General features: G+C 73.2%; 10 protein-coding genes. All 10 read left to right on the top strand.

Annotated features, from left to right (window positions below):
- Nucleotides 1–4,217: type I polyketide synthase (locus IE262_RS37350; RefSeq protein WP_189879993.1), on the top strand; the 4,217-nt coding region annotated here is incomplete at its 5' end.
- A gap of 126 nt (nucleotides 4,218–4,343) precedes the next feature.
- On the top strand, nucleotides 4,344–6,410 hold the full coding sequence (locus IE262_RS37345) for an ABC transporter ATP-binding protein/permease (protein ID WP_189879991.1): 2,067 nt from the start codon (nucleotides 4,344–4,346) through the stop codon (nucleotides 6,408–6,410).
- 366 nt (nucleotides 6,411–6,776) lie between these two features.
- Nucleotides 6,777–9,530, top strand: coding sequence for an ATP-binding protein (locus IE262_RS37340; protein ID WP_189879989.1), 2,754 nt, complete (start codon nucleotides 6,777–6,779; stop codon nucleotides 9,528–9,530).
- A 304-nt stretch (nucleotides 9,531–9,834) separates the two neighbouring features.
- Entirely contained in the window at nucleotides 9,835–11,109 is a 1,275-nt protein-coding gene (locus IE262_RS37335) for a glycosyltransferase (protein WP_134042373.1), read from the top strand.
- A gap of 26 nt (nucleotides 11,110–11,135) precedes the next feature.
- Nucleotides 11,136–11,798 (top strand): class I SAM-dependent methyltransferase, encoded by a 663-nt coding sequence (locus IE262_RS37330; protein WP_134042371.1) that lies wholly within the window; start codon nucleotides 11,136–11,138, stop codon nucleotides 11,796–11,798.
- A 15-nt stretch (nucleotides 11,799–11,813) separates the two neighbouring features.
- On the top strand, nucleotides 11,814–13,016 hold the full coding sequence (locus tag IE262_RS37325; protein WP_189879987.1) for a DegT/DnrJ/EryC1/StrS family aminotransferase: 1,203 nt from the start codon (nucleotides 11,814–11,816) through the stop codon (nucleotides 13,014–13,016).
- A gap of 96 nt (nucleotides 13,017–13,112) precedes the next feature.
- Nucleotides 13,113–14,576: an NAD(P)/FAD-dependent oxidoreductase gene (locus IE262_RS37320; protein WP_189879985.1), complete on the top strand. Its 1,464-nt coding sequence runs from the start codon at nucleotides 13,113–13,115 to the stop codon at nucleotides 14,574–14,576.
- Nucleotides 14,577–14,642: 66 nt separating this feature from the next.
- Nucleotides 14,643–16,175 (top strand): GMC oxidoreductase, encoded by a 1,533-nt coding sequence (locus IE262_RS37315; RefSeq protein ID WP_189879983.1) that lies wholly within the window; start codon nucleotides 14,643–14,645, stop codon nucleotides 16,173–16,175.
- 35 nt (nucleotides 16,176–16,210) lie between these two features.
- Nucleotides 16,211–17,539, top strand: a complete 1,329-nt coding sequence (locus IE262_RS37310) for a UDP-glucose dehydrogenase family protein (RefSeq protein ID WP_189879981.1) — start codon at nucleotides 16,211–16,213, stop codon at nucleotides 17,537–17,539.
- Nucleotides 17,540–17,587: 48 nt separating this feature from the next.
- Nucleotides 17,588–18,796 carry a glycosyltransferase gene (locus tag IE262_RS37305; RefSeq protein WP_189879979.1) on the top strand — a complete coding sequence of 403 codons (1,209 nt, stop codon included), beginning with the start codon at nucleotides 17,588–17,590 and terminating at the stop codon, nucleotides 18,794–18,796.
- Nucleotides 18,797–18,837: the final 41 nt, after the last annotated feature.

Below are 18,837 nucleotides of genomic sequence, written 5' to 3'. Positions count from 1 at the left end.
ACCGCCCCCGCAGGGCCGCTGTCTCCTCCTTCGGCCTCAGCGGCACCAACGCCCACGTCATTCTCGAAGCCGGCCCTGAACAAGAGCCCGCCGCCGACGACCGCGAGCGCATGGTCCCCCTGGTCGTCACGGCACGTTCGGAAGCCGCACTGGACGCGCGAATACGGCAACTCCAGCCCTACGAGCCGTCGGTCCACGTCGGCTTCACGGCGGCCACCGGCCGGGCATCCTTCGCTCGCCGCGCGGTGCTGCTGGCGTCTCCGGAAGGGGTGACGGAGGCGGCCAGGGGAGTGGCGGCCGAGGGCCCGACGGCATTCGTGTTCTCCGGCCAGGGCGCCCAGCGCCTCGGCATGGGCCGGGAACTGTACGACCGCTTCCCGGCGTTCGCCCACGCCCTCGACGAGGCCCTCGCCGAACTGGACCCGCGTCTACGCGACGTCCTCTGGGGCGACGATGAAACTGCCATGAACCGTACGGAGTTCACTCAGCCCGCGCTGTTCGCGGTCGAGGTGGCGCTGTATCGGTTGGCTGAATCTCTGGGCCTACGGCCGGACTTCGTGGCCGGTCATTCCGTCGGGGAGATTGCCGCTGCTCATGTCGCGGGTGTGCTGTCGCTTGCGGACGCGTGTGCGCTGGTGTCGGCGCGGGCGAGGTTGATGCAGGCGCTGCCTGCGGGTGGCCTGATGCTCGCGGTCGAGGCCACGGAAGCCGACGTCATCCCGCACCTCACCGACGAGGTGAGCATCGCGGCGATCAACGGCCCCGCCTCCCTGGTGCTCTCCGGCGCGGAGGAAGCTGTTCTCGCGGTGGCCGCCGCCCTGCCCGGCCGCCGCACCACCCGCCTGCGGGTCTCCCACGCCTTCCACTCCCCGCTGATGGACCCGATGCTGGAGGACTTCCACGCCGCGATCTCCGGTCTCCACTTCGCCGAGCCCCGCATCCCGCTCGTCTCGAACCTCACGGGCACCCTCACCGCCCCGGACACGCCGGACTACTGGGTCCGACACGTCCGTGGCACAGTCCGCTTCGCCGACGGCATCCGCACCCTCACCGCCCACGGTGTCACCCGCTTCCTGGAACTCGGCCCCGACGGCACCCTCACCGCCCTCATCGACCAGACAGCCCCCGACGCGGCCGTAGCGGTCTCCGCCCTCCGCAAGGACCGTCCTGAAGAAGAGGCGCTGGCCGTCGCGCTGGGCCGGCTCTTCGTGCAGGGTGCGCCCGTCGACTGGGCGGCGTACTTCGCGGGGACCGGCGCCCGACTCACCGACGTCCTCCCCACCTACCCCTTCCAACGGCAGCGCTTCTGGCCGGAGCCTCGTACCGGCCTGGGCGGCGGTGACGTGCGTTCCGTCGGTCTCGTGCCGGCCGGGCACCCCGTGCTCGGTGCGGCGATGGTGCTCGCGGACGGCGGCGGTGCGGTGTTCACCGGCCTCCTGACGCCGCAGGCGCAGCCCTGGCTCGCCGACCACACGGTGCTCGGTCGCACCCTGGTGCCCGGTGCGGCCCTGGTCGAGCTGGTGATCCGGGCCGGTGACGAGGTGGGCGCCGGGCGTATCGAGGAACTCACGACGGTCGCCCCGCTCGTACTGCCCGACGACGGCGCACCCGTCGGACTGCAGGTGCGGATCGACGGAGCCGACGATGACGGGCGGCGCACCTTCGCGCTGCACGGACGCCCCGAGCGGGCCGGCACCGACGCCTCCTGGGTGGCGTACGCGCACGGCGTGCTCACCCCCGCCCCTGCCGAGGGCGCGGTTCCGGGCACGGACGTGTGGCCTCCGCAGGACGCTGAGACCATTGAACTCGCCGCTCACTACGACACGTTGGCTGACGCCGGCTTCGACTACGGGCCGTCCTTCCGCGCACTGCGCCAAGCCTGGCGGCGGGGCGACGAGGTGTTCGCAGAGGTGTCCTTGGACGCGGGCGCGGACGCGAACACCGACGTGGGCGCCGACAGGGAGGCCGCCACGGACACCGACGGATACGGCATCCACCCGGCCCTCCTCGACGCCGTACTGCACGCGGCCGGCTTCACGGGCGCGGGCGGCGGCGACGACGGCACGGCGCTCCCCTTCTCGTGGGAGGACGTGGTCCTCTTCGCCTCGGGGGCCAGGACCGTGCGCGCCCGGCTGGAGCGGACGGGGGAGCGGACCGTGCGTATCGCGGTCGCCGACACCGAGGGCGGGGCCGTCCTCAGCGTCGGCGGGCTGACCGTGCGGCCCGTCGACGGCGACCAGATGGCCGGTGCCGGGTCCGCCACCGCTCCGGACGCGTTGCTGCGGACGGTGTGGACTCCGGTCGGCGAGCACGCTGCCGCCGCGCACGCTGCCGCCGCGCACGCTGCCGCCGCGCACGCTGCGGCCGCGCCCGCCGAGATCGCCGTGCTCGGAGACCTGCCCGAGGATCTCGCCGGGGAACTGGCCGCGGCCGGCGTCAAGGCGGTGGCGTACGACGAACTATCCGCCGTAGCCGCGCAGCACAGCCTGGTGCTCGCTCCGGTACGCGAGACCGGCGCCGGTCCGGCCGACTCCGCCCATGCCCACGTGCGTGCGGCGTTGGCCCTCGCCCAGACCTGGCTGGCCGACGAACGCCTCGCCGGGGCACGGCTCGTCGTCCTCACGCGCGGGGCCACCACCGGGGAGGATCCGGGTGCCGCCGCCGCGTGGGGGCTGCTGCGGTCGGCACAGAGCGAGCATCCCGGCCGGATCAGCCTGCTCGACCTGCCCGGGAATCCGTCCGGCCTGGCCCGTGCGGTGAATGTCACGGAGCCGGAAGTGGCCGTGGTGGACGGCGAGGTGCTGGTGCCACGGCTGGAGCGGGTGCCCCTCGATGTCAGCGAGGGCCGGCCGGACGCCGGCCCCGCCCTCGGCGACGGGGGAGCCGTACTCGTCACCGGCGGCACCGGCGGCCTCGGTGCTCTCCTCGCCCGCCATCTCGTCGCCCGGCACGGCGTGCGCGACCTGCTTCTGTTGTCCCGGCGCGGAGCCGACGCGCCCGGCGCCGCGGATCTCGTCGCGGAGCTCACCGGGCAGGGCGCCCGCGTCGAGGCTGTGGCCTGCGATGTCGCGGACCGGGAGGCCCTCGGCGCCGCCCTCGCCGGGCACCATGTCGGCCATGTCGTGCACGCGGCCGGCGTACTCGACGACGCCACCGCCACGCGTCTGACGCCCGAGCGGATCGCCGCCGTCCTGCGGCCCAAGGCCGACGCCGCATGGCATCTGCACGAACTGCTGCCGGACGTACGCTCCTTCACGGTGTTCTCCTCCGCGGCCGGCACGTTCGGCAACGCCGGTCAGGGTGCGTACGCCGCGGCCAACGCCTTCCTCGACGCCCTCGTACGGCACCGCCACCGCGCCGGTCTGCCGGGCCGCTCCCTGGCCTGGGGACCCTGGCAGCAGCCGGACGGCATGGCCGGCGCGCTGAGCGCACGTGAGGTCGAGCGGATGCGTGCGGCCGGGTTCCCGCCCCTGCGCACCGACGAGGGCCTGGCGCTCTTCGACCGGGCGGCCTCCGCCGCCGAACCGGTCCTGCTGCCGGTGCGGATCGACGTGGCCGCGCTGCGCGCCCGCGACGACGTACCCGCGCTGCTGCACGGCCTCGTCCCGGTACGCCGGTCGGCGGCCCGGTCCACCGACCCGGGACTCGTCGCACGGCTCGCGACGCTGGACGAGGACGAAGGGCGCGCGGCCGTACTGGAGCTGGTGAGTGAGCAGGCCGCCCGCGTCCTCGGCCACCGGCCCGGCGGCACGACCGAGGTGGGAGCGGCGCGGGCCTTCCGCGACCTCGGATTCGACTCGCTGATGTCGGTGGAGCTGCGCAACGCGCTGAGCACCGCCACCGGTCTGCGGCTGCCCGCCACGCTGGCCCTGGACCACCCGACGCCGGAGGCGGTCGCCGGGCACCTTTACACGCTGCTCGCACCCGAGACGGAGCGGACCGGGGCCGACGGCCTGCTGGCCGCCCTGGAACGCGTCGAGCAGATGATCGCGGCACTGCCGGAGCCGGCCGCCGACGGCGCGGCGCAGTCGGCGCACCGGCAGATCGCGGGACGGCTCGACGTCCTGCGCACCCGCTGGTCGGCGCTCGCCACGACGGCGACCGCCGCACCGGACGCGAACGTGAACGACCCCGAGAAGGCGGCGGAGTTCGACATGGACACCCTGTCGGACGACGAGATGTTCGCCTTCCTCGACGACGAACTCGGCGATGGGTGACCAAGGGGTGGAGAGCTTCCACTGATGTCCCCAGCCGCGCCCCGCCTAGCGTGGGCGAACCGGTACACGAACGCGGACCAGCGGCACGGCCGGGTCCCTGAGCCGAAGAGGCGATGAGACGTGGGCATGGTCAAGACGGACGACGGTCCGGCGATCGAGGTGCGTGATCTGGTACGCGCCTATCGCGGCCGGGGTGGTGAACTCATCAGAGCTAACGACGGGTTGACGTTCAGTGTTCCGCGCGGGCAGGTGTTCGGCCTGTTCGGTGCCAACGGCGCTGGCAAGACGACACTCGTCCTTCAGATGCTGGGGCTGGTGCGCCCCACGTCCGGCTCCATCACCGTCAACGGTATCGACGTGGTGCGCCACCCGGAACTGGTGAAGTCCACTGTCGGCTTCCTGCCGCAGCGCGGTCTGTCGATGCGGCTGATCGAGGCCCGCCGGGCCCTGCACTACACGGGGCGGCTGCGCGGCCAGTGCGAGGCGGACGCCCGCCGCCAGACCGACGAACTGATCGAGGAGCTGGGTCTCGGGCCGTACGCGGACCGGCAGGTGGAGCGGCTCAGTGGTGGCCTGATGCGGCTGGTGAACTTCGGCATGACCCTGATGGGCCGGCCCGAGCTCATCGTGCTGGACGAGCCCACCAACGAACTCGACCCGCACAACCGGCGGCTGATCTGGGACATCGTGCAGCGCCGGGCCGCCGACGACGGCACGACGATCGTCCTCGTCACCCACAACGTGCTGGAGGCGGAGAAAGCGGTCCACCGCGTCGCCGTCATGCACGGTGGCCGTATCACCGCCATGGGCACCCCCGGCGAACTCAAGGAACAGACCGGCGCCCAGGCGCGGTTGGAGCTGTTCGTCCGCGACGGCGGCAGCCTCACCGAAGCGGAGGCCGCCCGGCTCGGCCGGATCGGCCTCGTCACGCCCGGCGACCGCAGCGGCAGCTACCTCGTCACCGCGCCACCCGACCGGATCCAGCCCCTGCTGGAGGTCCTGGTCACCGACGTCGGTGTGACCCGCGTCGACGACTTCCGCTTCGCCCGGCCCACGCTGGAGGACGTCTACCTCAGCCTCAAGCCCGCACCCGTCGGCGAAACGGGAAAGCCGGCCGGGGCCGAGCCCGCATCCGAGCCCGAGCCGGCATCCGAGCCCGAGCCGGCGTCCGGGAGCGGGGTGGCTCCCGAGGCCACCGAGGCCACCGACTCGCCCCAACAGCCGCCCCCCGCCAAGGAACTCGCCAAGGAACTCGCCACGGTCGGTGCCCCCGGCGCCGAACCCGAAGCCGCCCCCGACGCCACCTCGCCCGGGACCACGGCAGCCGCGGCCGCCCCGCCCGGCCCCGCCCGGCGCGCACCGCTGCCCGCCGCCCGCACCTCCCGGCCGGCGCCCCCGCCCGCCCCGGCACCCGCCCGGGTTCCCCGGCGCACCCTCGGGTCACGGCTGGCCACCTTCGGCACGTCCTTCAAGTACCTGTGGTTCGAGCACATGCTGATCGTGCGCACGTCCTGGCACGTCCACATGGTCTTCGGCATCTTCATGCCGCTGACGATGGTGTTCGGCTTCTCCCGCATCGGCAGCGGGCTCAGCGACCAGACCAGCCTGCTGTACATCGCCAGCGGCTCCGGCGTGTTCTCCATCGCCGCGCTCGGCACCACGGCCATCGCCCAGCGCATCGGAGCCATCAAGGCCGAAGGCTCGATGATGTACTACGCCTCGCTGCCCATCAGCAAAGTGGCCTTCGTGACGGCGTTCGTCGCCGCCCGGCTGCTGCTCATCGCGCCCGGACTGGTCACCTCCCTGCTCGCCGTGGAGGTGCTCTACGACATCGAACTCACGCTGTCGCCGACGCTGCTGTTCGTGTATCCGCTGACCGCGCTGCCGCTCGCGGCGCTCGGCCTCGTCATCGGCAGCCTCATCGACAAGATCGAGCTCATCTCCATCGTCACCTACATGCTCAACTTCCTTCTGCTGCTGGGCGCTCCGCTGCTCATCCCGCTGGAGTCCCTGCCGGTCGTGCTGCGCGTCATCAGCTACGTCATGCCGACCAGCTACGGTGCCGACGCCATCCGGCACAGTGTCACCGGGGACATCGACGGCACGTTCGCCCTCGACGTGGCCGTCCTCGCCGTGGCGTCGGTGGCGTCGCTGTGGATCGCCGACCGGGCGCTGCGCTGGCGCGCGTCCTGACGCCGGCGCAGGACCAGTGGTTTCCCCAGTGACCTCCCCGCCGGGACGCCGATAGCATCCTTTCCGTATCCAGAGGTGAATGTCCGACGGCCGTTCTCCGGGCCTGGTGCGAGACCCCAGAGCGGCCGTACGGATCCCTCGGAAAGTTCTCGGACAACACCAGAACACCGATAACACCGAGAACAGCAAGAGCGGAAAGCACGGAAAGCACGGAAAGCACGGCACCGGACAATCGGCTCGGCGCATTCGGGAAACCGGACGGAAAACCGGGAGCGGGAGAGGGAGCCGTCCCTTTTCATCGTCTCTTTCGTCTCCTTCCGGTCCTCCGTCTGTTTCCGGGCCGGAGCGAACGGGAGCGACACCGGCATGAAATTCCAGGTGCTGGGCCCGCTGACGGTCCTCGGCGACAGCGGCCCGGTCGCGCTGAGCGGAGTCAAGCAGCGCGCCACACTCGGCCATCTGCTGCTGCACGCCAACGAAGTCGTCGCGACCAGCGCCCTGATGCGGGCCCTGTGGGCCGGCGAACCGCCGCCCACCGCCCGCAAGATGCTTCAGAACGCGGTCTCCGCCCTGCGGGGACTCCTCGCCGCCGAGGACACCGAGGACACCGGCGGCGGCCCCGTCCTCCTCACCCACGCCCCCGGCTATCTGCTGCGCGTCGACGGCGACGACCTCGACCTCACCACCTACCGGGCCCTCGCCGACCGTGGCCGCGCCGACCTCGCCGCCGGCGCCTGGTCCTCCGCCGCCCGTACGCTGCGCGCCGCCCTGGATCTGTGGCACGGCCCCGTCCTCGCCGACCTCGCCGAATCGGGCACCGACTGGCCCGAACTGCGCACCCTCGCCCAGGCCCGCTCGGCCACCCGCGAGGACCTGTACGAGGCCGAACTCGCCTGCGGACGGCACCTCGACGTGCTGGAGGAACTCCGGACCCACGCCCAGCGCGAACCGGAACGTGAGCGGCTGTGCGCCCAGCTGATGCTCGCCCTCTACCGCCGGGGCGGTCAGGCCGACGCCCTGGACGCCTACCGCCGCACCAGGACCGCGCTGGCCTCCCGGCTCGGCCTGGAACCGGGCCGGGTGCTGCGTGCCGTCGAACGCGCCGTCCTCGACCACGACCCGGTCCTCCGCCAGCCCGACGCGCTCGCCATCATGGCCCTCGACGGCGAACCCCGCCGGCCCCGGCCCGCGGCCGGTACGCCGGTCACGCCCCGCCCGGCCGCCGTCGCCCAGGCCACCCTCATCGCCCCGGCCACCCCGGCCGCCCCTGTCGGCTTCGACACCCGCCCCGCGCCCGGCCCCCCGGCCCCACCGGCGCTCCCCGCACCGCCCCGCGCCGCGGCCTTCCCGTATCCAGCCGCGCCGGCAGGCGTCCTCACCGAGCAGCACAAGCAGCTGTCGATGCTGCTCGTGCGGACCACCCTCGGAAAGGGCCTCGGCAGTGACCCGGAGGACGCCGCCCGGCTCTCCGGCGAACTCGCCGTCGCCATCCGCGACGAGGTCGCCCGGCACGGCGGAAAGGTCTCCGGTGTTCTCGGACCGGTCACCTTCGCTCTGTTCGGCGTCGTCCGCACCCGAGAGGACGACGCCGAACGCGCGGTCAGGGCCGGCCGGGCGATCCTGCGCCGACTCCGTCAGTACGGCGCGGGCGGCCCCGTCCCCGTGCACGGCGGCTCCGCACCCCGCGTGGCCGTGGCCACCGGCACCGTCGTCGTCACCTGCTCCCCCGACGGCACCGGCGCCGTGCCGATCGTGAACGGCGCCGTACCGAAGAGCTGTGCCGACCTGCTGGAGACCGTGCCGCCCGGCGGCATCCGGGTGTGCGCCACGACCCGCTCCGGCACCGAACGCTCCCTCGTCTACGGCCCCGCGGGACGCGACGGCGCCTCCGAGCCGCTCGGCGCCCGCACCGCCCGCACGGACACCCCGCCCGCCCTGGTGGGCCGGGACCGTGAAAGGGAGCAGCTGGGCGGAGCGCTCGGTGACGTGGCCCGCCGGCAACGCCCCTGCCTGCTCACCGTGCTCGGTGAACCTGGCGCAGGAAAGACCCGGCTCATGGCCGAACTCGCACGGCTCGCCCGCCGTTCCCCGCACGGGTACCGGGTCGTCACCGGGCACAGTTCCTGGTGCGACCGCGACCGGCCGCTCGCCCTGCTGGACCGCACCCTCGCCTCGGCCATGGGCACCACCGGCACGGACGACCGCGCCCACGACGCCCTCGCCCGCACCGTCCACGCCCTCTTCGGCACCGGCGACCGTGGCGCCTGGCTGCTCGACCGGCTCGGCCCCCTGCTGCGCGACGAGCCACCCGCTCCCGCCGACTGGCCCGACCTCGCCGCCGCCTGGCGGCTCCTGCTCACCGCCCTCGCCGCCGAACGCCCCCTGCTCCTCGTCCTGGAAGACCTGCACACCGCGCCCGACCCGGTCCTGGACCTCGTCACCGAACTCGCCGACGCCGCCGGACCCGTACCGCTGCTCCTCGCCGTCACCGCGCGCCCCGAACTCCTCGACCGCAGGCCCACCTGGGGCGGCGGCCGGCGTGACGCCCTCGCCGTCACCCTCGACCCGCTCGACGAGCCGTCCTCGGCCGCACTGCTCGACGCCCTGCTCACCGACAGCGGCGGCGCGCTGCCCACCGACCTGCGGCGCGACGTCCTCGCCCGCGTCGGCGGCAACCCCCTCTACGCCGTGGAGTACGCACGGGAGTTGTCCGCCGCGTCCACCGCGTCCGCCGCGGGGCCCGGGCGCCCGGCCGGCCCGCCGGCGATGCCCCGCCATGTGCGTCAGGTCGTCGCCGCCCACCTCGACACGCTGCCGCCGCTCGCCAAGGCTGTCCTCGTGTGCGCCTCCGCCCTGGGCGGCGTGTGCTGCGCCGACGGTGTCGCGGCGGTCGGCGGCGTGGACCGCGCCGAGGCCGCCCACTGGCTCGACCACCTGGAACGCCGGGACTTCCTGCGCCGCTCCCGGCACCCCTCCGCCACCGGCGCCCTGCGCTACGCCTTCCGGCACCCGGCCACCCGCGAGGCCGTCGACGCGCTGGTGCCGCGCACGGTCCGTGAGGACCGCAGGCGCCGCGCCGAGGCCTGGACCGAAAGCACGGCCGCCCAGCTGACCGCCTGACCACCCTGACCGCCTGACCACCCTGACCGTCTTACCTTGATACGCGGTACGCGGTACGCGGTACGCGGTTCGTACGCGGTTAGCGGCACGTCATTATCCGAATCGATCGACATTGACGGGGAATTCGTGTGCCCATTCCGCCGATTACCCGGCGATGGAAACACCCAACTGGGTCCTCGTGCGCCCCTCGCATAAGTTCGGTGCCGAGCGGCGCGGAAAGCGTGCCGAAGACTCGGGAAAACACCGAGGACGGCAGCGCATCATGACATGGCCGAACGTCGCTTCCGCACGGAAAGGAATGGTTGTGCGCATTCTCTGCAGTCTCGCGCTGTCGCCCTCCAACGCACGTGCCCTGCTGCCGCTGGCCCGCGCCGCGGCGGAGGCCGGCCATGAGGTCACCGTGGTCTCCCCGCCGGAGATGGCCGGTGTCTTCGAGGGTGAGGACATCCGCGTCCTGCCGCTGTTCACCGACATGGCCGAGATCGTGCTCAGCCTGCTCCAGCAGAAGCGGATCGACTTCGCCCCCTCCGACCCGTTCTCGCCGGGGACCCTCCTCGCCACCGCCTGCGGCCCGCACGTCACCGACGCCTACCGTCAACTCCTCGATGTGGCAGAGGAGTTCAAGCCGGACGTGATCCTGCGCAGCGGCGTCGAGTTCGCCGGCTACCTGGTCGCCGAGACCCTCGGCGTCCCGCACGTCACCGCGCCCTCCGGCGGCGGCCAGTACCTCGACGCGAAACTGGCCCTGGCCGAGCTGAACCTGCGCCGCGCCGAACTGGGCCTGCCCGAGAGCGACTCGGCCGAGGCGATCCACGCACACGGCCGCTTCGACTGCATGCCCCCCGAGTACGCCTTCACCGCGCACGACATGGGCGGCACCTTCGCCTACCAGCAGCCGTCCGCCATCGTGCGCAGCGAGACCGGCCCCGAGTGGCTGCGCGACATCCCCGGCGACAAGCCGCTCGTGGTGGTCTCCAGCACCAACGTGTTCGCCTCGCTGATGCACCACTCCGTCTTCCCGCGCATCCTCGACCTGTTCTTCGACGGCGTGGTCGCCGGGCACCTCTTCGAGGGCCTGGACATCGAGGCCGACCCGGCGCTGGTCGTGGGCGCGTTGATGCCCGGTGACGCCAACCCGCTCACCACCATCGTCAAGGGCCTGTCCCAGGTGGACTGCACCGCTGTCGTCGCCACCCGCGGTATGCCCGTCGACCCGGCCGCCGTCGGCGACAACGTGCACCTCTTCGACAGCATCCCGCAGCCGCTGCTGCTGGAGACCGCCCAACTGCTCTTCACCCACGGCGGCTACAACAGCGTCCGCGAAGCCGTCCGCGCCGGCGTGCCCATGGCCGTCCTGCCCGAACTCAGCGACCAGGCGCACAACGCGAGCCGCGTCACGGAGCTCGGGCTCGGGCTGCGCGTGCCCAGCGCGGCCGCCGACGACGTCGCGGCAACCGTCGACCGGCTGCTCGCCGACCCCCGGCACACCCACGCGGCCCGCACCGCGCAGCGCCACATGCTCGCGCTGCCCCAGGTCACCGCCGCCGTCGACCACCTCGTCGCCCTCGCCGGGCACTGAAGCGGAATCCAGACAGGAGCAGGAAGATGGACACGCAGTTCCTCCGGGCGTTCTACGACCTGGCCTCGTGGATCCGGCTCTCCCCGCTGCTGAACGGCCCCTACCTGCCGTTCTCCGCGTGGTCGCTGCGTCCCGGCGCCCTGATCAAGCTGCTCGACGACATCGCCCTGGGCGACCGCAAGGTCCTCGTCGAGTGCGGCAGCGGCACCTCCACGATCGTCTTCGCCCGGTATCTCGCCCAGCGCGGCCACGGCAACGTGCTCTCCCTGGAACACGACGAGAAATGGGCCCGATGGGTGAACGACCAGCTGGCGCAGGAAGGTCTGAGCGAGGTCGCCCGCGTCGTGCACGCCCCGCTCGCCGAACACCCGGCCGCCGTCAAGCGCGTCGAGTGGTACGCGCCCGGGACCGTCGAGGACGAGATCGGCGCCTTCACCGACAAACACGGCAAGATCGACCTGCTGCTCGTCGACGGCCCGCCCGGCTGGGAGCAGGGCCGCAAGATGGCCCGCTACCCGGCCGTACCCGCCCTCAAGGAGTACCTGGCGCCCGGCGCCACCGTGATGCTCGACGACGTCAACCGCTCCGAGGGCGTGGAGATCACCAAGCGCTGGGAGGACGAGTGCGGCCTCACCATGCAACTCGACCCCTACGGCACCCGCACCGCGTTCGGCACCTTCCCCGCCTGACCGAAGGAGAGGCCCATGCTGGCCCTGAACGGCGGGCCCAAGGTGCGGACGCACCCCTTCCCGCGCTGGCCCGAGTACGACGAGACCGAGAACCTCGCCCTCGCCCGCGCCCTCCAGCAGGGCGAATGGGGGCGGCACGGCGGCAAGGAGGTCCAGGCGTTCGAGCGCGAGTTTGCCGAGTTCGGCCAGGCGCCCGCCGCGCTCGCCGTCACCAACGGCTCCCACGCCCTCGAACTCGCCCTGGAACTCGCCGGGATCGAGCCCGGTGACGAGGTGATCGTCCCCGCCTACACCTTCGTCGCCACCTCCACCGCCGTCCAGCGACGCGGCGGCGTCCCGGTGCCCGTCGACGTCACCCCGGACACCTTCTGTCTCGACCCCGCCGCCCTCGACGCCGCAGCCACCGACCGCACCCGCGCGGTGATCCCCGTCCACATCGGCGGCCACGTCGCCGACATGGACGCCATCACCGCCTGGGCCGCGGCCCGCGGCGTCACCGTCATCCAGGACGCGGCCCAGGCCCACGGCGCCACCTGGCGCGGCAAGGGCCTCGGCGCTCTCGGCTCGATCGCCACCTTCTCCTTCCAGAGCACCAAGGTGATCACCGCCGGCGAGGGCGGCGCCCTGCTGCTGCCCGACGACGACACCTACGAAAACGCCTGGGTACGGCACAACTGCGGCCGCACCCGCGAACTCCGTCTCGCCACCGCCTCCTCCAACTTCCGTGTCTCCGAACTCACCGCCGCCCTGCTGCGCACCCAACTCGCCCGGTTCGCCGACCAGAACGCCCGCCGCGCCGCCCGCTCCACCGAACTGGCCGCCGCGCTCGGCGAGATCCCCGGCATCCGCCTCCAGGGCCGCGACCCCCGCTGCACCAGCACCCCGCACTACATGACGACGTTCGTCCTCGACCAGGACGAACTCGGCGGGCTCGACCGCGACACCGTCGCCCTCGCGCTGCTGATGGAGGGCATCCCCGCCTTCGGCAGCCACCAGCCCCTGCATCGCACCGACGCCTTCTGGACCGGCGCCACCGGCGGCATCCGGCCCGAGGAACTCGCCGAGCGCTGCCCCAACGCCGAACGCGTCGGCCGCCACGGCGTGCTCATCCCGCACCAGGCCCTGCTCGGCACCCGCCAGGACGTCGACGACGTCGCGACCGCCGTCGCCAAGGTCCTGGCCGAACTGCCGCGCGACGGCACCCCTCCGACCGCCTGACGCCGCCGGAACCCGACGCCCCCCCACACCGCACCCGACACCGACTTCGCACACCCCGCGCCCGGCGCGGCGGTTCACAGGATGGGAACGAAAGCGATGACCAGCGACAACCCGGCCGGCCGGACCTTCGAGGTCCTCGTCGTCGGCAATGGTGTGCTCGGCCTGTCCCTGGGCCTGACCCTCGCCCGCCGTGGCACCAAGGTGGCCGTCCTCGGCCGCACCGACCGGCCCTGGGCCGCCTCCACCGCCGCCGGCGCCATGCTCGGCACCTTCGGCGAGGTCACCTCCACCCTCGTCGCCAGCGAGCAGGGCCGCGCCAAACTCGACCTCGGCGTCCAGGCCACCCGCCTGTGGGACGACTGGCTGGACCAGCTGTCCGAGGAGACCGGCGAGCACGACGACCTGCGCTGCGCCGACGGCACCGTGATGCTGCTGAACTCGGTGGGCGTACCCGGCATCGACTCCGCCAACTACGCCGCGATCCGCAAGACCCTCGACGAGTACAAGGAGCCGTACGAGGACATCGACCCCGCCGAACTCGGCTGGCTCGACCCCGACCCGCTGGCCCGGCCCCTGATGGGCATGTTCATCCCCGGCGAGCACGCCGTCGACTCCGGCCGCCTGCTGGCCCGGCTCCAGAGCGCCCTCCTGAAGGCCGGCGGCACCCTCCTCGACGGCTTCGGCGAAAGCCTGACCACCCAGGGCGAGCGCATCACCGGCGTCAGGCTCACCACCGGCGACACCCTCACCGCCGGCCAGGTCGTCCTCGCCGCCGGCGCCGCCTCCCAGACCCTCCTCGACACCGTGCCCGCCCTGGGCGGCACCATTCCGCGGCTGTGCGCCGGCGTCGGCGTGTCCGTCGTCGCCCGCGTCAACCCCGACGTGCCCGGCCCCACCAGCGTGCTGCGCACCCCCAACCGCGCCTTCGCCTGCGGCCTGCACCTCGTGCCGCGCGGCCAGGGCCACGTCTACCTCGGCGCCACCAACGCCATCGAACCCGAGCCCGCCGACGTGCCCTCCATCCGCGACGCCACCTTCCTGCTCGGCTGCGCCCTGCGCCAGCTGCGCCGCGACCTCGACACCGCCGGCATCGAGAAGATCCAGGTCGGCAACCGGCCCGTCGCCTTCGACGGCTTCCCGCTCGTCGGCAGCGCCGGCCTCGACGGCCTGTGGATGATGACCGGCACCTACCGCGACGGCCTGCACCTGTCGCCGCTGCTCGCCGACGAGATGGCCCGCCGCATCCTCGGCGACGACACCCGCCACGACCTGTCCGTGTTCCAGCCCGTCCGCAAGCCCACCCAGGCCCACAGCCGCACCGACGTCGTCGAGACCGCCGTCACCCACCTGCTCGCCACCGGCTACGAGGACGAGTGGAAGATCCCCAACGCCTGGCCCGCCGTCATCGAGGCCCAACTGCGCGCCGGGTTCGCCAAGTTCGCCGAGGCCCTCGACGACGAGTACACCCCGCCCGCCGAGATCCTCGCCAAGGCCCAGATGAACCCGGCCTTCGCCCAGCAGGTCCGCCAGTACTACGCCGCGAGCCGCGCGACCCACTGACCCACCCGCGCCCCCCTGCGGGGCGCCACCCCCCACCGCACCGAACAGAAGGAGAGTCGCCCCACCATGAGCTGCCCCGAACTTCCGCCGACGGTCGACCTGCTCGTCGTCGGAAGCGGCCCGGTGGGGTCGGCCGTCGCCCGCCGCGTGTACGACGCCGTACCGCACGCACGGATCCTGATGGCCGACCTCGGGCCCCGCCTGACCGGGCAGGCCGGTCTGCACCTCGGCAACCTGCCCGCACCGGAACGGGCCGCGGCCCAGGCCCGTTCCCAGGGGCGCGATCCCGAGACCGCGCCCGGTGAGGACGGCGCCCTGGTGAAGAAGTACGCGGACCGCGGCACCCATCTGCTGCGGCCCCGCCGTGACGACGAACCCGAGCAGTTCGGCATGCCGGCCGCGGTCATGTCCAGCAACATCGGCGGGATGGGCGTGCACTGGGCCTGCACCGCCCCCCGCCCGCTGGACAGCGAACGGCTGCCGTTCCTGCCCGGCGACGACCTCGACGTCTCCCTCTCCGCCGCCGAACACCTGCTGCGCGTCACCCACGACGCCTACCCGGCCACCGAGGCCGGCGACCTCGTCCTCAAGACGCTCAGCCGGCTCTTCGACGGGGACTACCCGGCAGGCCGCGGCGTCGGCACCATGCCGCTGGCCTGCACCCCCCGCCCGGGCCGCCGGCCGCTGTGGGCCGGCCCCGACACCGTCCTCGGCCCGCTCGCCGACGCCACCGCGGGCGACGGACGCTTCCGCATCGCCGACGAGACCATGTGCCGGCGCCTGCTGTTCAGCGGGCGCGAGGTCACCGGCGCCCTCCTCGAACACCTCCCCACCGGCACCGAGTTCGCCGTACGCGCCTCCGCCGTCGCCGTCTGCGCCGACGCCCTGCGCACCCCGCAGCTGCTGTGGGCCTCCGGCATCCGCCCCGACGCCCTCGGCCGCTACCTCAACGACCAGCCCAAGACCGTCAGCTCCGTCCACGTCAAGGACGGCCCCACCGCGGGGCTCGCCGCCCGCGGCACCGTCGAGTTCGGCGGCGACATCCGCGACCTGGAGACCGGCCGCTTCTGGGTGCCTTTCGCCGACCCCGGCCGCCGCAACCACGGCCAGGTCATGACCATCGACACCTCGCCCCTGGAAGGCGTCGACCCGGCGCTGTTCGTCGGCATGGTCTGGTACGGCGCCAAGGAGATCCGCGCCGAGGACCGCATCGAGTTCTCCACCAGCGAGGCCGACGCCTACGGCATGCCCGACATGACCGTCCACTACGACCTCACCGCAACGGACCTCGCGGGCGCCGAACAGGCCCGCGCGGACCAGGAGGCCGTCGCCGAGGCCCTCGGCGGAGAGTTCCTGGAACGGCCCGAGCTGTTCCCCGCCGGCAGCTCCAAGCACTACCAGGGCACCGTGCGCATGGGCCCCGTCGACGACGGTACCTCGGTGTGCGACACCGACAGCCGCGTCTGGGGCTTCGACAACCTCTACGTCGGCGGCAACGGGGTCATCCCGACCGCCACCGCCGTCAACCCGACGCTGTACAGCGTCGCCCTGGCCGTCCGTGCCGCGGCGTCCATCAGCGCGCGGCTCATCGGCGTCTGACCGCAGCGAAGTTACCGAGAATCGAGGTGGCCGCCGTGCACCGCCACACCATCGCCGTCATCGGCACCGGCTATGTCGGACTCACCGCCGGTGCCTGCCTGGCGTCACTCGGACACCAGGTGGTCTGCGCCGACCTGGACCCGGTCAAGGTCGCGGAGCTGGGCCGCGGCGACGTACGCATCCTGGAGGAGGGCCTGCCCGAGCTGGTGCGGGAAGGGCTCGACGCGGGCCGGCTGCGTTTCGTCGCCGGCGCCGCCGACGCCGTCCGCGGCGCCCGCACCGTGTTCATCTGCGTCGGCACCCCCACCGGATCCGACGGGCGCGCCGACCTCACCGCCGTCGACGCGGTCGTCGAGGAGATCCGGACCCTGCTGGAACCCGACAGCGTCCTGGTCACCAAGTCGACCGTGCCGGTCGGCACCGCCGCCCGCGTCACCGCCGCCCTCGGCCGGCCCGACGTCGGCGTCGTCAGCAACCCGGAGTTCCTGCGCGAGGGCACCTCCGTCAGCGACTTCCTCCAGCCCGACCGGGTCGTGATCGGCTCGGACAGCCCCTGGGCCGCCGCCCAGGTCGCCGAACTGTACGCCGGCGTCGACGCGCCCGTCGTCATCGCCGACGCCGCCAGCGCCGAGGTCGTCAAGTACGCCGCGAACTGCTTCCTCGCCGTCAAGCTGTCCTACGTCAACGCCCTCGCCGAACTGTGCGAGGAGGCCGGAGCCGACATCGGCCGGGTCACCACCGCCCTCGGCCAGGACCACCGCATCGGCGGCGCGTTCCTGCGCCCCGGACCCGGCTGGGGCGGCTCCTGCCTGCCCAAGGACACCCGCGCCCTGCTCGGCACGGCCGACGCGCTCGGCGTCGACTTCCCGCTCGTGCGGGCGGCCATCGACACCAACACCCACCAGCGGACCCGGATCGCCGACAAGATCGCCCGCCTGTGCGGCGACGCCGACGGCACCCTCAACGGGGTCCGGATCGGACTGCTCGGCCTCACCTTCAAGGCCGGCACCGACGACCTGCGCGACTCACCCGCCCTCGCCCTCGCCGCCGAACTCGCCCGCCGCGGCGCCGAACTCACCGCCCACGACCCGGCCGTCCCCGCCACCCGGCACACCGAACTCCCCGCCGACATCACCGTCGTCGACGACCCCCACCAGGCCGCCAAGGGCGCCTCCGCACTGGTCCTGTGCACCGAGTGGCCGCACTACCGGGGCCTCGACTGGGCCCGGATCGCCGCCGACCTGCACCACCCGGTCGTCGTCGACACCCGCAACCACCTCGACCCGGCCGCGCTCAGCGCCGCGGGCCTCGCCTGGCACGGCACCGGCACCAGCCCCGTCGAGCCCGCCCTGACCGCCGTATAGACGCCCAAGCGACCCCACGAAGAAAGCCACACGGAAAGGTCCGTCACCATGCGGGTGCTGTGCAGCATCACCGGCTCGCCCTCCCACGCGCGCGCCTGCCTGCCCCTCGTGCGGGCCCTCGGCGAGGCCGGACACGACGTCCTCGTCGTCACCGCCGACAAACTCGCCCCCGTCCTCGCCGGAGAGCGGGCCCGTGTCGAGGGCGTCTACACCGACATCACCGCCCAGGGCATGCGACTGCTGTTCGAGGGCAAGCTGCCCATCCCCAAGGAGTTCAGCCGCTTCGCCCACGACCTGTGGGCCACCCTCGGCGCCGGCCCTCAACTCGCCGACGCCTACGACGTGCTGCTGCCGCTTGCCCGCGCGTTCCGCCCCGACGTGATCCTGCGCGACGGCTACGAGTTCGCCGCGCTCCTCGTCGCCGAGACCCTCGGCGTGCCCCATGTGCCCGCGCCCTCCGGCTCCGGCCAGTTTCTCGACCCCGAACTGCTGCTCCCCCTGCTGAACGACCGCCGCCGCACACTCGGCCTGCCCGAGACCGACGACCCGGCCGCCGTCTACCGGCACGGACGCCTCGACTGCATGCCCGCCCCCTACTCCTTCGCCCGCCCCCTCGCCCCCGACGCCGTCGCCTACCGCCAGCCCCGCACCGTCACCCGCGGCGAGCGCCTGCCCGACTGGTTCCCCGAACTGCCCGCGGACCGGCCCCTCGTGCTCGCCTCACTCGGCACCGGACTGCCCGGCACGGTGCTCGAATTCCTCGACAAGGCCCGCGAGTTCGGCGCCCCCATCCCCGTCTACGACCCCTCCGAACCCCTCAACACGGTCGTCGAGGCCCTCTCCGCGCTGGACTGCGCCGCCGTCGTCTCCACGCTCGGCATGCCCGTGGACACCACCAAGGCCGCGCCCCACGTCCGCGTCGTCGACCGCTTCCCGCAGCAACTCCTCCTCGAACACGCCGCGTTGTTCCTCACCCACGGCGGCTACAACAGCATCCGCGAGGCCGTGCGCGCCGGAGTCCCCATGGCGGTACGGCCCATGTTCGGCGACCAGCAGTACAACGCGCTGCGCGTCGCCGACCTCGGCCTCGGCGACCACATCGCGACCCGCGGCGCCGAACCCATGCTGCACGCCTGCCGCCGACTGCTGGCCGACACGGCCGCCACCGACGAGGCCAGGCGCGCCCAGAAGGAGATGCTCGCCCTGCCCGACATCGATGCCGCCGTCACCCACCTGGAACGCCTGGCCACGAACTGACGGCCCCTCCCCGCACACCCGCACCGACGCCGACGCGGCCA

This window comes from Streptomyces bluensis (assembly GCF_014650715.1).
GTDB lineage: Bacteria > Actinomycetota > Actinomycetes > Streptomycetales > Streptomycetaceae > Streptomyces > Streptomyces bluensis.
The sequence above is the reverse complement of the archived record's forward strand: the minus strand, read 5'-3'. Positions and strand labels throughout refer to the sequence as shown.